The sequence below is a fragment of the Paraliobacillus sediminis genome (assembly GCF_003426055.1).
In genome coordinates, this window is sequence record NZ_QJSI01000001.1 from 857,054 (window position 1) to 872,608 (window position 15,555).

The 15,555-nt window shown below is 33.9% G+C and carries 11 protein-coding genes; 10 read left to right on the forward strand and 1 reads right to left on the reverse strand.

Features of this window, described 5'->3' with window-relative positions:
* Positions 1-105 precede the first annotated feature (105 nt).
* The 10 genes from D2K60_RS03730 (at position 106) to D2K60_RS03775 (ending at position 15,009) form a co-directional block, all read left to right on the forward strand.
* The gene (locus D2K60_RS03730; protein WP_117168636.1) at positions 106-1,119 is read left to right on the forward strand and encodes a substrate-binding domain-containing protein; all 1,014 of its coding nucleotides are present in this window, start codon (positions 106-108) and stop codon (positions 1,117-1,119) included.
* 122 nt (positions 1,120-1,241) lie between these two features.
* Positions 1,242-1,841 carry a YesL family protein gene (locus D2K60_RS03735; RefSeq protein ID WP_117168637.1) on the forward strand — a complete coding sequence of 200 codons (600 nt, stop codon included), beginning with the start codon at positions 1,242-1,244 and terminating at the stop codon, positions 1,839-1,841.
* A 477-nt stretch (positions 1,842-2,318) separates the two neighbouring features.
* A complete protein-coding gene (locus tag D2K60_RS03740; RefSeq protein ID WP_117168638.1) occupies positions 2,319-3,650 on the forward strand; it encodes an ABC transporter substrate-binding protein in 1,332 nt (443 codons plus the stop codon).
* Positions 3,651-3,729: 79 nt separating this feature from the next.
* Positions 3,730-4,605 carry a carbohydrate ABC transporter permease gene (locus tag D2K60_RS03745; RefSeq protein WP_117168639.1) on the forward strand — a complete coding sequence of 292 codons (876 nt, stop codon included), beginning with the start codon at positions 3,730-3,732 and terminating at the stop codon, positions 4,603-4,605.
* 2 nt (positions 4,606-4,607) lie between these two features.
* A complete protein-coding gene (locus D2K60_RS03750; RefSeq protein WP_117168640.1) occupies positions 4,608-5,441 on the forward strand; it encodes a carbohydrate ABC transporter permease in 834 nt (277 codons plus the stop codon).
* Positions 5,442-5,520: 79 nt separating this feature from the next.
* Complete coding sequence (locus tag D2K60_RS03755) at positions 5,521-6,543, forward strand: glycoside hydrolase family 130 protein (RefSeq protein WP_117168641.1); 1,023 nt, start codon at positions 5,521-5,523, stop codon at positions 6,541-6,543.
* Positions 6,544-6,604: 61 nt separating this feature from the next.
* Positions 6,605-7,555 (forward strand): glycoside hydrolase family 113, encoded by a 951-nt coding sequence (locus D2K60_RS03760; protein ID WP_117168642.1) that lies wholly within the window; start codon positions 6,605-6,607, stop codon positions 7,553-7,555.
* Between the two features lie 41 nt (positions 7,556-7,596).
* Positions 7,597-10,053, forward strand: coding sequence for a beta-mannosidase (locus D2K60_RS03765; protein WP_117168643.1), 2,457 nt, complete (start codon positions 7,597-7,599; stop codon positions 10,051-10,053).
* Between the two features lie 118 nt (positions 10,054-10,171).
* Positions 10,172-11,134 carry an acetylxylan esterase gene (locus tag D2K60_RS03770; protein ID WP_117168644.1) on the forward strand — a complete coding sequence of 321 codons (963 nt, stop codon included), beginning with the start codon at positions 10,172-10,174 and terminating at the stop codon, positions 11,132-11,134.
* Between the two features lie 425 nt (positions 11,135-11,559).
* Positions 11,560-15,009, forward strand: coding sequence for a hypothetical protein (locus D2K60_RS03775; RefSeq protein ID WP_117168645.1), 3,450 nt, complete (start codon positions 11,560-11,562; stop codon positions 15,007-15,009).
* Between the two features lie 86 nt (positions 15,010-15,095).
* Here D2K60_RS03775 and D2K60_RS03780 read toward each other — a convergent pair whose 3' ends face one another.
* Complete coding sequence (locus tag D2K60_RS03780) at positions 15,096-15,401, reverse strand: iron-sulfur cluster assembly accessory protein (protein WP_117168646.1); 306 nt, start codon at positions 15,399-15,401, stop codon at positions 15,096-15,098.
* Between the last annotated feature and the right edge of the window lie 154 nt (positions 15,402-15,555).

Here is a 15,555-nt window from a genome sequence, read left to right on the forward strand (position 1 = left end):
TAAGTTTATTCTGTAGATCATACGTGTCGTAATATGTTATTATGAATTGATTAACTTAACAAAAAAGTTCTCAAAGGTTATAGATATGTTAGGGAGTGAACATCAGTGAAGAATAATATTACAATGCGTGACATTGCGGATCAGCTGAATGTAAGTAGTGTAACCGTATCAAAGGCGCTAAATAATAAAGAGGGCGTAAGTGAAGAACTGAAAAATAAGATTAAGAATCTTGCAGAAGAGATGGGTTATAGATATAATACGATGGCGAAATCCATGAAAGATGGTGTATCCTATAATATAGGAGTCATTATACCTGAACGTTTTACAGGAGTAACGCAATCCTTTTATTTAAAAGTCTATCAATACATTGCAACGATCCTTGAAGAGAATGGTTATTATGGGATATTACACATTTTACCTGAAGAAGATGAAAAAAAATTAAGTTTACCAAGAGTTTACCAAGAAAGAAGAGTAGACGGTTTTATTTTACTTGGTCAAACAAACAGAGAATACGTAGAAACGATGCAAAAAATAAATATGCCAATTGTTTTATTGGATTTTTATGATGAAAACAGTGATGTGGATGCCGTTATCTCTGATAATTTTTATGGTGCTTATGAAATTACGAACTACCTAGTCAATAGTGGGCATAAAGAAATTGGCTATGTAGGTAATTTATTTTCAACAAGTAGTATCCAAGATAGGTACTTGGGTTATTATAAATCTTTGTTGGAACATAGGATTAAGCTAAATGAAAATTATATAATCAATGACCGTGATGAACATGGCATCGTTTATGATGAAATGGAACTTCCTGAAAAACTCCCTACAGCATTTGTGTGTAATTGTGACCAGGTAGCTCATTTATTAATTAACCAATTAATTAGAAAAGGGTATAAGGTGCCTGAAGATTGTTCAATTGTAGGATTTGATAATGATATTTACGCCACTATTACTTCGCCTAAATTAACTACGGTTGAAGTTGATATCGCAGAGATGGCTAAAAATGCTGTTAAAGCAATATGTGCTAAAATGGAGAATCCAGAAGCAACTTTTGGAAGAGTATCGGTAAAAGGTGAAATTATTTACAGAGATTCTGTTCGGTCAATAATTTATTAAAAAAACAAGGTAAATAATATTACCTTGTTTTTTTAAGATGGCGAAGAAATAGTTATGTATGATTCTGCTCTAACGTATCACTATTCATATCATTTAATTATATTTAAGAAGGTGAATTTAACATGACCGATAAAATGTATGCTCTTTCTCAAACCTTATATAAATTATTTCAATTAAGTTTTTATTTCTGGATCTACTTGCTGAGAGGTTTCTTTTTATATAGTATGATTCCAGCACTTTCAGCATTATTCTTAACAATTAATTATATTATAGTGGGTGATGAAGAAGAGTCTGTAAAAGTGAAGTATAGGAAATACTTTCACATGTATAAACAGCATAGATTACCATCCTTTTTGTTTACATCTGTCATGATATTTAGTTATGTGATACTTTTCTATATGAATAAAATTGATAATGATATATCGGTTATTGTAACAATTGTCGTACTTTATTTACTTTTCTTGACTGCTGTGACCCTTATATATTGTGTTAATTATCTAGTGATAAAACAACTTACGTTTAAGGAAGCATTCATTCTTGGGTTTGTTGCTGTAGTTAAAAATATAATACGCTCATTATTATTAGCGTTTGTTATTGTGTTGCTTTACCTAGCTGCATATTGGAATCTCGTATTCTTTGTTTTCTTCGGGCCATTTATTTTAAGTTTAGCATCTAAATTTCTAGTACAAACAACTATACAACCTAATGTAATGAACAACTAACTAGATGGCTATTCCCGACTTATAAGTTTTTCAACTAGAGCGGGTAATTCAGCTTTTGTAAAAAACAATAATACTATTAAAAAAACAAGCAAAATCCCTATCTGAAAATGAGGATTTTGCTTGTTTTTTGCTCTAATTTTCAAATTATTAGTTTTATTGTATGATCAGTCATTGTATTACGGTGTAATTTCTAAAATAGTTTTCAATAAAAACGTCAATCTCTTGTTAAGTTAATAATAACTTAAAACATATAGACTTGTAAGTGCTTACATGATAACATTAACTTAATGGTTAAAGTATAAGTTTATAAGACAATAATAGCTTAGTTTATGGTCGTTTTAATAGAGTTATAGTAGTTAAAAGACAAAAAATCTTCTATAAACTAAAAATCTTATTGACTAGTAAACGTTTTCATTATATCATTAAGTTACAGTTAACTTAATCGTTAACCTAAAATTACAGGGAGGGTTAAAAGAAATGAATAAAAAACTTTTAATGTTGTTAACAAGCCTTTTAGTGATAGCTATGATTATTGCTGGGTGTTCATCTGATTCAGACGAAACATCAAGTGAGAATGATGGGGATGTAGGAGAAGTTGCTCCTGAGGAAATTGATGGGGAACTTACGGTAATTACACATCGAACAGATATAGTCGATACAGTTTATCAAGATTACAAAGATCAATTCAACGAGATTTATCCAAACGTAGATGTTAATTTCGAAGCTCTAACTGATTACGGTGGGGAAATTATGCCACGTATGAATACTGAAGATTATGGTGATGTGCAGTATCTTCCGATTCAAGTACCGATCGAAGATATCCCTAATTTCTTTGAGCCGCTTGGTACCTTAGAAGAAATGGAAGATCAGTACTTAGGTGTTGAAGAAAGAGCAGTGGATGGTCAAGTATATGGTATACCAATTGCTATGACTTACACAGGTATTATGTATAATAAAGCAGTTTTTGAAGAAGCTGGAGTCGAAAATGTTCCAGAAACACAAGAGGAATTTATTGATGCATTGCAAAAAGTAAAAGATAATACTGATGCTATTCCAATGTATACAAACTATGCAGCTGGTTGGCCTTTGACGCAGTGGGAAGGTGCTCTAACAACTACTGTTGGAGATGTTGACTACTATAATGTTGATATGTTAGAAGATCCAACACCGTTTGATGCTGGTGATCCGCATTATGAGCATTATAAATTGATGTATGATATTGCAGAAAAAGGTCTAATTGAAGAAGATCCTCTTACAACTGACTGGGAAGCTTCTAAAATTATGATGAATAATGGTGAGGTTGCAACAATGGTATTAGGATCGTGGGCGCTTGAGCAAATTGCAGGAGCTGGAGATAATCCGGATGATATAGCAATTATGCCTTACCCAAATAATGCTGATACAACCCTCATGTCACTGGGAGCAGATTTGAATATTTCAATTAATAAAAATAGTGAAAACAAAGAAGCCGCACACGCTTGGGTTGACTGGTTCATTAATGAATCCGGATACTCAGTAGAACAAGCTGGCGGAATGAGTGCTAATCTTGATATTCCACTTCCAGAAGCATTGGCAGCAGGCGAAGAATTAGGTTGGGAATTCGCAACGTTGACACCTTCCCCTGAAGGAAAGGAAGGATTGTTAGATGAAATAGATAAAGAAGCAGAAGTAGGTTTATGGTTAGAACCTAATAAGAAGATTCTTATTGAAGCGGCGATTGGTAACAGAGACATGAGTTATGAAGATGTTATGAATGACTGGAATGAAGATTGGAAAGAGGCTCACGAAAAAATTACAGCCGATAATTAAACTATAAAGTGAAGGCAAAGGAGAGTATAGCTATACTTTCTTTTGCCGTTCATTTAATTATGCTGAGGGGGTGCAACACATGTTTAAATTTTCTAACCTTTCATATAAAAGGCAACGGACCTTTATTATCATTGCGTTTTTATTAGTTCCTATGACATTATTAGTGACTTTTTCTTTCTTACCAGTAGCTAATATGTTCTGGTATAGTTTCACGGACTGGAACGGTTATAGTGAAAAGAATTTAGTTGGTTTTGAAAATTATATAACTGTATTTACTGATCCAGAGTATTTTAGAGTTTTTGCGGTCAGTTTGTATTATTTTGCTGGAACATTTGTACAGATGGCAATTGCACTATATTTTGCAACGATATTAAGTTTTAGCGTAAAGTTCAAAAATTTATTTAAAGGATTACTGTTCTTTCCTTATTTATTGAATGGTGTGGCAATTGGTTTTATGTTCGTGTTGTTCTTTAGACCAGATGGAGCACTAGATATAGTGCTGCAATTCTTGGGATTGCAGACAGACTTGTTATGGCTAGGGAATCCAGACATTATTAATATCTCGTTAGCTGGAACTTCTATTTGGAGATACATGGGTTTTAATTTCATTATTTTCTTAGGTGCTATATCTTCCATTTCTAAAGAGATCTATGAAGCTGCTGAAATCGATGGTGCTAGTAAATGGCATCAATTTAGATATATTATTCTCCCGAGTATTAAAATGATTGTGTCACTTAACTTGATATTAGCGATTAGTGGTGCGTTAAGTGCATTTGAAATCCCTTATATTATGACAGGTGGTTCAAATGGAAGTGCTACGTTTGTTATTCAAACAGTTGATACAGCATTTAAATATGGAAAAGTTGGTTTAGGTTCAGCGATGGCAGTTATCTTGTTGATTATCGTAGTTATTGTGACAGTAATTCAAAGAAAGTTCTTCAGTGAGGAGGATTAAAAATGAAAAAATCTAAGATTACATTAGGAAATACATTTAAATACGCATCTCTATTACTGGGGGCTTTTATCGCTTTACTGCCGATCGTTGTAGTGTTTTTTGCTTCATTTAAAACAGGCACTGAATACGGTAATACAGGGCCGTTAACTCCTCCTAGTGATTGGCTTAACTTTTCTAACTTTTCACGAGCGTTTACAGAAGGTAATATGTTAACCGGTTTTAAAAATACAATCATTATCTTAGGTGTTTCGATCATAGGTACTACGTTAATCGGATCGATGGTTGCTTTTGTTTTAGATCGATTTAAGTTTAAAGCAAGTAAATTTATTTTAGGTGCATTCTTGTTGGCAACTTTGATTCCGGGTGTTACGACACAAGTAGCGACATTCCAAATTGTACAGGGGCTTGGCTTATTTAACACCATGTGGGCAGCAATTGTACTGTACTTAGGCACTGACATAATAGCTGTATATATCTTCTTGCAATTCATGCAGTCTATATCAGTATCTCTAGATGAATCTGCAATGTTAGATGGTGCGTCATACTTTAGGATATATCGGTCGATTATTTTACCGTTATTAAAACCCGCAATCGTTACTGTAATAATTGTAAAAGGTGTAAATGTTTATAATGATTTCTATACACCGTTTCTGTACATGCCGAAGACTGATCTGCAAGTGATATCAACCGCGTTATTTAAATTTAAAGGACCATATGGGTCTGAATGGGAAGTTATTTCTGCAGGGATAATGATAGCTATTATTCCAACGCTGATTGCATTTCTTGTGTTACAAAAATATATTTACAACGGCTTTACAAATGGATCTGTCAAATAACGTAAACTATTTAGTGTTGCTAAAAGTTAGTCAGTAGTTCAATTAGAAGGATGCAGTATAAAGAGAGGGGTATTAAATTATGACACAAGTAAAAATAATTGGAGAATCTTTATCAAATATACCATGGCAAGATAAACCGGAAGGAACGAATTTCCCGGTTTGGAGACATTCAGAAAATCCTGTTATTGATCGTAATCCTGTTAAAGGAGTTGCCAGGATATTTAATAGTGCGGTAGCACCGTATGAAGATAAGTTTGTCGGTGTATTTCGTGCAGAAACAATTAATGGTCGACCACATCTAAGTATGGGATGGAGTGAAGATGCGCTTAACTGGAACATTGACCCAACACCTCTTGATTTTAAAGATGAGAAAGGGAATTCTTTTAATCCACTTTATGCGTATGATCCCCGTTTAGTTAAAATAGAAGATACTTATTATATTATTTGGTGCACAGACTTTTACGGAGCTGCAATAGGTATGGCTAAAACAAAAGACTTTAAGTCATTTGTCCGTATAGAAAATCCATTTTTACCTTTTAACCGTAATGGTGTTCTTTTTCCAAGAAAGATTAATAATAATTTCGTAATGTTATCACGTCCTAGTGATAGTGGCCATACACCGTTTGGTGATATCTTCTTAAGTGAGAGTCCAGATTTGGTATATTGGGGTAAACATCGTCATGTTATGAGTAAGGGTGGGGATGGCTGGTGGCAAAATGTGAAAATTGGTGGCGGTCCTGCACCGATTGAAACGTCAGAAGGTTGGTTAATGTTTTATCATGGTGTAACTGGTACATGTAATGGGTTCGTATATAGTATGGGTGCTGTGATTTTAGATTTGAATGAGCCTTCTAAAGTACTATATCGTTCAAAAAATCTTATTCTTACCCCTGAAAAATGGTATGAAGAAAGAGGTTTTGTGGCAAACGTAATTTTTCCTTGTGCAACATTACAAGATGCGGACACAGGTAGAATTTCTATATACTACGGTGCTGCAGACACATATGTAGGAGTTGCATACACAACAGTAGATGAAATTGTTAATTATGTTAAAGAAACACATGAGGAAGTAGCGTACGATAAGGAAATTGGTACATTATAATAAAACAAATGAGAAAGGTAAACCTAGAATTGTTTACCTGTACGGTTTAGAGGGGGATAACGTGGAATATATTAAAGGATTTACTTTTGGATGGGGTGCTAATAGAGGTGATTTTCTAAAAAAAGAAGCAAAGGAATCACTTAAATTATTAAAAGAAAGAACAGCATCCGAGTATGTGATTATTGCTTTGGCTGCTGAACAAGATACGGCGTTTTCAACAGAGGTGAAATATAGGGGTGATCATATGGTTAGCGATGAAGAGCTAATCGATATGATTGAATACGCGAAGAATTTAGGTTTAAAAGTAATGATTAAACCAACAGTAAACCCGTCGGATGGAACGTGGAGAGCTCATATTAACTTTTTTGATATCGATGTTCCATGTGAACCGAAATGGCACCAATGGTTTGAAAGTTATACAAATTATCAACTTCATTATGCTGAGATCGCAGCACGTATGAATTGTGAAATGCTTATTATAGGTTGTGAGATGGTTCAAACTGAGCGTAGAGAACGAGAATGGCGTGCGTTAATTAATTCGGTTCGTGCGGTTTATAAAGGGTTAATCACTTACAATACAGATAAGTACCAAGAGGGAAATGTGAAATGGTGGGATGCAGTTGATGTTATTTCATCAAGTGGCTATTATCCGATTGGGGATTGGAATAACCAATTGAATCGTATCGAACTAATTGTTAAATCATTTGATAAACCTTTCTTTTTTGCTGAGGCAGGTTGTCCGAGTCGAACGGGTTCAGCGAATATTCCTAATGATTGGTCACTTCAGGGTGATGTTAACCTCAAGGAGCAACAATTGTATTACAAGGAAATGTTTGAAGAAACGAAGAAAAGAGATTGGGTTTGTGGTTTTGGACTTTGGGATTGGCAGACGTTACTTTATCCAGAAGTTAATGCTAGTAAGAATCGCGATTATGCTGTTTTTGGAAAGCCAAGTGAAAAAATAATTAAAGGCTTTTATCAATCTATTTCAAAAAAGCATTCTATTAAATAGAATGTTTTTTTAAATAAAATAACATATTATTGAGGTGCAAAATGAATGAAATTAGTTTAAATGGTTTTTGGAAGATGAAAGATGTAAATGGAACAGAATGGATCGAAGCTAGTGTTCCGGGATCTGTAATGAATGACTTATTAAATAATGGATTGATTGATGATCCGTTTTATCGTGATAATGAAGATCAAGCTTATGAAATAGCATTAAAGGATTATTATTTTACACGAACATTCGATTTAAATGACCAATTTTTAAACCGTCAGAATCTATTATTAAAATGCGTTGGACTGGATACTATAGCTGAAGTAAAGCTTAATGGACATGTGATCGCAAACACAGATAATATGCATCGACTCTATGAAATAGATATAAAACCCTATGCGATAAAAGGAAGAAATGAAATTTTAATAAGGTTCTATTCACCGATTAAATACATTACTGAAAAACAAAATAAACGCCCACTTGTCGGGGTTAACCATGCTGTAGAAGGATATCCACATATCCGAAAAGCTCATAGTATGTATGGTTGGGATTGGGGACCTAAAATTCCTGATCTTGGAATTTGGCGAGATATTTCAGTCTTATCGTGGGATTCTGGAAGAATTGATAATGTGCATATTACGCAAGTTCATACGGATGATCAAGTGGAAGTTAATGTAAGAGTGGAAGTTAGTCAACTAGCTGATGTTGACAGTCATCTTCATGTAAAACTAACTAGTCCAAGTGGTGAAATAAACACTAAAAAAGTTACATCTGTAGAAGGCAATCAATTCATTTCCTTTACAGTATCAAATCCAAAGCTTTGGTGGCCAAACGGATACGGTGATCAGGCTTTGTACCAGGTTGATGTAGAGTCACTAGTTGGTGGAGAAGTGTCCGATGAAAAAGTCTATAAAATAGGTCTACGTACGATTGAAGTGAAGAATGAACCTGATGAGTGGGGAAAATCATTCGAATTTGTTGTTAATGGACACGCCTTATTTATGATGGGCGCGAATTATATTCCAGAGGATAATATTTTAGCGCGAACTTCAAAGGAACGAACAGAAGTTTTGATTCACGATTGTGTCGAAGCAAATTTTAATATGATTCGCGTTTGGGGTGGTGGATATTATCCAGATGATTACTTCTATGATTTATGTGATGCCTATGGGTTAATTGTATGGCAAGACTTTATGTTTGCCTGTAGTATTTATGAATTAACAGAAAATTTTGAAGCAACAGTATACCAAGAGGCAATAGATAATGTTAAACGTATTCGACACCACGCAAGTTTAGGTATCTGGTGTGGAAATAATGAGGTGGAAGAAGCGTGGGAGAATTGGGGTTGGCCTAAAGAGCGTAAATTAAGAGAAGACTATATAAAACTTTTTGAAAATTATCTACCCGAAATTGTAAAAGAGCATGATCCAAAAACTTTCTACTGGTCTTCATCTCCATCATCTGAAGGTGGATTTGTTGATCCAAGGAATCCAGATGTCGGAGATGTACATTATTGGGATGTATGGCATGGTCAAAAACCTTTTACTGATTATCGCAATTTCTATTTTAGATTTTGTTCGGAATTTGGATTTCAATCCTTTCCGGCTTTAAAGACAATTGAGTCGTATACAGAACCTAAGGATCGTAATATATTCTCAAGAATAATGGAAAAGCATCAAAAAAACGAAGATGCCAATGGTAAAATTTTATATTACTTATCTGAGAATTTTTTATATCCAAAAGATTTTGATTCACTTGTCTATACTTCCCAATTGTTACAGGCTGAGGCGATAAAGTATGGTGTCGAACATTGGAGGAGAAACCGTGGTCGTTGTATGGGTTCACTTTATTGGCAGTTAAATGATTGTTGGCCGGTTGCTTCTTGGTCTAGTATTGATTATTATGGGCGTTGGAAAGCCCTGCATTATTTCACTAAAAAATTCTATGCACCAATTCTACTTTCAGTTGAAGAAGAAGGCAAATGTGCTGCTATTCATGTAACAAATGATACATTTAAACAAGTTAATGGGGAAGTTAAATGGAAGCTTTGTTCAAACAATTCAGAAGTTATTGTAGAAGGAAGTCTTTCTACTATAGTGGATCCCTTGTCAGCAAAAAAATGTAAAGAATTAGACTTTACTGATATTCTTACTGAAGAAAGAATGAGAGATACATATTTAGAATGTACAATGTATCTTAATGACAGTATCTATAGTTCTACTACCGTTTTATTTACTAAACCTAAACACTTTGAGTTCCTAGATCCGAAACTATCAATTGATGTTAAGGATCAAGGTGATAGCTTTGAGGTAGCAGTAAAAGCAAATAATTTCACAAAATATATAGAATTGTCTGCGGATGTAGAGGCAAAATTCAGTGATAATTATTTTGACCTATCTAGTGGAGATGTTCGACAAATCACTGTTTTAAAGGATAGTTTAGATAAAAATCTGTCTGCTGATCAATTCCGCGAAAATATTACTGTACGAAGTATTTATCATATTGCTGATTAATGAATACACAGGAGAAATAGCTTACAGAATTAATACTCTTGATGGAATGCCATTTATGCCATTAGCTATTTTCTGAGAAATAACTTGCTTATAATCTGAATTTAAGGGAGAAGTGAAAATGCACATTGATATGCCAATAGAAGATTTGCAATTATACATGGGTAAAAGTCCAAAACCATTTGATTTTGATCAGTATTGGGAACGTGCAATAAAAGAGTTGGAGATGCAGTCATTAGATTATGAACTTGTACCAGCTGATTTTAAATCTAGATACGCAGACTGCTTTCATCTTTATTTCACTGGTGTTGGTGGGGCAAGGGTTCATTGTAAGTTAGCTAAACCTAAAGAAGGTAAAGGGACGGGTCAAGGACTTGCTATCTTTCATGGGTACTCTGTTGATAGTGGAGATTGGTTAGATAAAATTGTTTATGCAGCAGAGGGATTTACAGTGCTTGCATTAGATTGTCGTGGTCAAGGGGGCTTATCTGAAGATAATATTGTTGTAAAAGGCCCAACCTTTAGAGGGCATATAATTCGAGGGATTGATGATCCTAATCCTGATAAACTCTATTTCCGTAACGTGTTTTTAGATACAGTCCAGGCTACAAGAATCTTAATCGGAATGAAAGAAGTAGATGAAAGCCGAATTGGTGTCTATGGACAATCACAAGGTGGTGCTCTAGCAACAGCTTGTGCGTCACTTGAACCAAGGGTAAAAGAATTATATGCTGTCCATCCGTTTTTGTCTGATTATAAGAGAGCTTGGGAGATGGATATTCAAAATTCTGCTTATGAAGAGATTGCATATTATTTTAGATCTTTTGATCCTACACATGATAGAGATGAAGAGGTGTTTGCGAAACTAGGTTATATTGATATCCAAAATTTAACGGATCGAATACAGGCTGATGTATGTTGGGTTACTGGCCTAAGAGATAATATTTGTCCACCATCTACTCAATTTGCTGCATACAATAAGATAGTGGCAAAAAAAGAAATGGTTCTCTATCATGAATTTGGACATGAGCATTTACCAGGGCATGCCGATCAAGCGTATCAACGTTTTCTCGAAAGATTATAAGAGTAAGATTAATCAGAACATAATGATGGTTTTCTGGTACCATAAAACAGCTTTATAACAGATTGCTATACTCTCTACTTGTACACATAAGTAGAGAGTTTTTTATCTGTTTTTAATAGAAAACATCTGCTTCCTTGACCTACCAATAAAAATGCAATACTTATTTTGCGGATTTTTAACTATAATTTCCCGGGGAATAAAAATTGTCGTATGATAATTCTCTCTTTCGAAAATTGCATTAAACTGTTGTAATTTAGAATGCTTAGAAAAAGGCTTGAGTACAGTTACTCTGTTTCTGTTTTTCTGAAGAAAAGTTCAAAGAATAGAAAGGGATTAAGTGAATTAAATGGAAAAAATAGGTTGAATTTAACGGGTTAATACGTTACTATATTCCTGAATGTAAATGTGTACAATGAGGTGAAATAATGAAGGATATCTCTAGATCGGATCGAGAAAAAATTGTTTATGAAGAAATGCGAGCGTTATCTGATCACGGTTTAATTAAGGATGCTGATATCACGCGGATTAGGATAGCTTACAATCAATATCGAAAAAATCAACTACAACAAGTAGAGAAAAAAGAACAGTTTCTTCAGTCGGCAACTATATCCGAAGTTAAAAATCTAGATAAAAAGAAGCAAATCACAAAAGCAGTGAAACAACCGAAACCCAAACCTGAAAAAACAGTAAAAGGAAAAGAAGAAGTGAGAGAACGAAACATTACCTGGTTATTAATTCTAGGTGTTATCTTCCTGCTTATTAGTGGTTTGGTTGTAGCAACAAGTACATGGGATCAAATGGGACCTGTGTTAAAAGTCTTAGCGTTATTATGCGTTTCTTTATTTTTCTTGGCTTTGAGTGGTATTTCTACTAAACTTTTAAAAATAGATAAAACAGCTTTTGCCTTTTTAACGTTAGGAAGTTTATTAATTCCAATTGCTATTGTGGCAATAGGGTACTTTAGTTTGTTCGGAGAGTATTTATCTTTAACAGGAGAGGGTAAATTCTTATTAGGCGTTATAGGTACTTTAGTTCCTTTACCATTATATATTCGAAATGCTTGGAAGCATCGTTCTAGATTATTTGTCTGGATTTCGTATTTATTCTTAACATTTTCAGTAGGTTTTCTTATTGGATTGACCCAAGTATCTGTCGATGTTTTCTACTTGTTTATTATGTTGTACAACGCGTTACTTTTATACATGTATCACCGTTATTGTAAGAATACTAAACTAGCGTTATTTATTAAAGAACTTCCTAAATATGCACAGTTGAATTTAGTTGTATCAACATTATTAATGCTAGTGATTTTCGATCAATCCCTTTTTTATAGTTTTAATATTCTTTTAACCGCAGCAATTTATATTGCAATGGTGTTTGTTTATAACACAAAAGAGTATCAACTTGTATTCTCGGCATTATTTGCATATGGTGCTTACCAATTAACAGAATCCTCTTGGTTAGCTTCAATTGATTTGATTGCTTATGGTTTGATTGGTGCATGTTTTCTGGTTTTTGCACATGTCATAAAAAGCGATGTAGTTGTATCTCGTATGTTTCGTTATACAAGTGGTGTGATTTCCCTTTTTGCTTTTATTTATATTAGTTACCAGGGTATTGTTATAAGAGCAAATGAGGACGCTTGGATTTTATTAGCTGCTTATTTGGTAATTATGCTCACATACACCTATCTATCGTATATAACCAAACGAGCTGTTTTCAGTTGGTTAGCGACTATTTTTCTATACACATTTGGTTTACAACTTGGAGATATAATACTTGATTATTTGACAGGTATCAGTATGGAACTGTTTCTATTCTTTTATGCTGCGCTCTTATTTTTATTAATTGGTTTACGTGATAAGATTGTATTTTTGTTACCGATAAAAAGAAGTGTTTTCTATTTATCTGTTGCTGTAATGGTAGCTTCCATGATGTATGCAACTCTTTTCGGACTACTAATACATGCTTCACTTATGTATATTTTATTCGGTATTATTGCATTGTTTGTTGTTTCTAGCAAAAATAATATTGAAAGAGAAATAGCGAAGTGGACGAATGCAGTGAGTTGGTTGTTTGCTTTGTATTGTCTGAATCCAAAGATTGGAGAGCTAATTTCAGGATACACCGTCTATTTGGATCTTCCATTTCACATTGTGATGTCATCACTTACCCTATTGCTTATTAGTTTAATTTGGCGAAAATACAAGAAAACTGGATTAGCTAAAGCTGCCTTTTATATCGGTCAAGGAAGCTATTTATATGGATTATCGCTTCTTGTTGGTTTCACTACAATTGATACAACTTTTATTCGGCCCGCTCTACTTTTAGTTGGTATTGGTGTATTTATCTGGTTAGTTAGACAGACAAAATTGGACGTATTATGGTCTCTCGTAGCAATCACTACTTTTTGCTTTTACGCTTCCTTATTAAGCACTTTTCAAATTCAAGAATTTAGTTCTGTTGTGATATTTCTTTTGTTTGGTCCATTGATCTTACTTGTTGTGGAAGGATGGCAAGGAAAGCGAGTCCCTGCTTTAAAACCTTACTTCTTTTGGATTGCGCAGTTTATTCAATTGAATGTTACGTTAGTTATTTTGATTGATCAAGCTCTTTCGCAAATGATAAATTCACTATTTTTGTTTGTACCATTTGGTGTTTTTATATACAGTATGTTCGTTATCAAAAAAGAATGGGCGATAAAGCTATTCTTGTATGCTGCGATGTCTCTGGTTACATTTATTTTAATTACGACAGCACAGTATTATAATATATTTGAAAATCTCTCACAAGGTTATTATTGGTTTTGGTCTAGTGTTCTTTTCTTTGTAGGATGGTTCGTTGTAAATAAGACTTGGAAGAGTAGAATAGAATGGTATATTATTCCGTTTTCTAACTACGGTTTGTTTATGATTCTTACCACATACGACGTTAGTTCTCTAGGAGAAGTTTTGTCTGTTCTGACATATGTACTTCTGAATGTCTTCTTTTTACACAGGAGAAATTGGACAGTTGGCTTAGTATTTCCATTAACATTATCCCTACTCATTTGGGAACAACAACGCTATTTGTATCAAGATTTTCAGTTATTTTTAATTAGTTTAGCTAGTTTTCTTGTTTTATTTATTGCAGGAAAAATATTATTTAAAAGACTGTACCAATGGAATGAAGAAAGTCACTATATCGATTGGTACTCTATTATAGCTGTATGTTATCTAGGTTATTCTATCACCTATCTTCAGGGAGAGAGTAACGTTTGGATTAATATTATTCCATATGTATTAGGAACTGTATGGCTATTTGCACAAGTGAGAAGGTTTACTCACCACATAGCACGGAAAGTGATTGTCACGTTGGGTTCGATTAGTTTTCTGCCAACCTATTACATTATTTTAGAAGAATACATTCCTTTTATTTCAGAACTCTTTCATACTGAACTTAGAATTTTCCCTGTTCTTTTCCTATCAATTATCTTGAGTTTAAAAACGTGGAAAAACTATAAAACGGTAATGTCTCATGTTCAAACAGTCTCTTTATTAGTTGTGACGATCATTTTAGTATTGGATGCGATTTCGAGTAATACAGTGCGGGATGCCTTAATTGTCGGAGGTCTTTCACTCCTATCCTTAGTAATAGGTGCTCAATTTCAAATTAAATCTTACTTTTTTATTGGAATTGGAACACTCCTCTTTAATCTGATCTATCAGACAAAACCGTATTGGGGCAATATGCCTTGGTGGGCCTATCTATTACTTGCAGGCTTCATCTTAATTGGGATAGCGAGCTACAATGAGTGGAAAAAGCAGCGAAAAGAAGAGGGAAAGATAGCCAAGAAGATGAAAAAGTTAGTCTTAAAATTAAAGGAGTGGGATTAACTATTGAAAATTAAATGCTGCAAAATATAGTTTAAACAAAAACACGCGTCTGCTACCAAAGGATTTGGAGACAGACGCGTGTTTTTTTAATGATGCTGTGGTGGTAATCCTTTTGATTTGTTACTAATTGCAAATCCTTCTTGTGGAACAAAGAAATACTGAATCCAGACGCCATCTAAAAAATCTTCTCTTGCATCTAGTAACACATCGATATCTTTATCCGTTTTAACTATTTCATCATGTTCTGTCGGTGTATCTAACATCACATCATAGTGTGCATGATTGCCGTGCATTTCGGTTACATAAACTCGAACCATTTTTCCTTCTGCACCATCACTTTCTAACCAACCTTTAAGTACTTTTGCAGCATTACGATTCATTTTACATTTCATTTCTTGACACCTCTTTTCTATCATATATCTATTATCACTGTGTTAACGAAAAAAATAAAGTATTTTGCATAGAGTCCAGCTATCAAATAAAAATGATAGTCAAAATAAAAGTAATATAACAGTTATAAAGTACCGCATAATAATTTCCAGTATG

Excerpts from the sequence above, each read along its gene's own strand:
- D2K60_RS03780 (WP_117168646.1), bottom strand. The coding sequence starts at position 15,401 with ATGAAATGTAAAATGAATCGTAATGCTGCAAAAGTACTTAAAGGTTGG.
- D2K60_RS03735 (WP_117168637.1), top strand. The coding sequence starts at position 1,242 with ATGACCGATAAAATGTATGCTCTTTCTCAAACCTTATATAAATTATTT.
- D2K60_RS03755 (WP_117168641.1), top strand. The coding sequence starts at position 5,521 with ATGACACAAGTAAAAATAATTGGAGAATCTTTATCAAATATACCATGG.
- D2K60_RS03770 (WP_117168644.1), top strand. The coding sequence starts at position 10,172 with ATGCACATTGATATGCCAATAGAAGATTTGCAATTATACATGGGTAAA.
- D2K60_RS03765 (WP_117168643.1), top strand. The coding sequence starts at position 7,597 with ATGAATGAAATTAGTTTAAATGGTTTTTGGAAGATGAAAGATGTAAAT.
- D2K60_RS03775 (WP_117168645.1), top strand. The coding sequence starts at position 11,560 with ATGAAGGATATCTCTAGATCGGATCGAGAAAAAATTGTTTATGAAGAA.
- D2K60_RS03750 (WP_117168640.1), top strand. The coding sequence starts at position 4,608 with ATGAAAAAATCTAAGATTACATTAGGAAATACATTTAAATACGCATCT.
- D2K60_RS03745 (WP_117168639.1), top strand. The coding sequence starts at position 3,730 with ATGTTTAAATTTTCTAACCTTTCATATAAAAGGCAACGGACCTTTATT.
- D2K60_RS03740 (WP_117168638.1), top strand. The coding sequence starts at position 2,319 with ATGAATAAAAAACTTTTAATGTTGTTAACAAGCCTTTTAGTGATAGCT.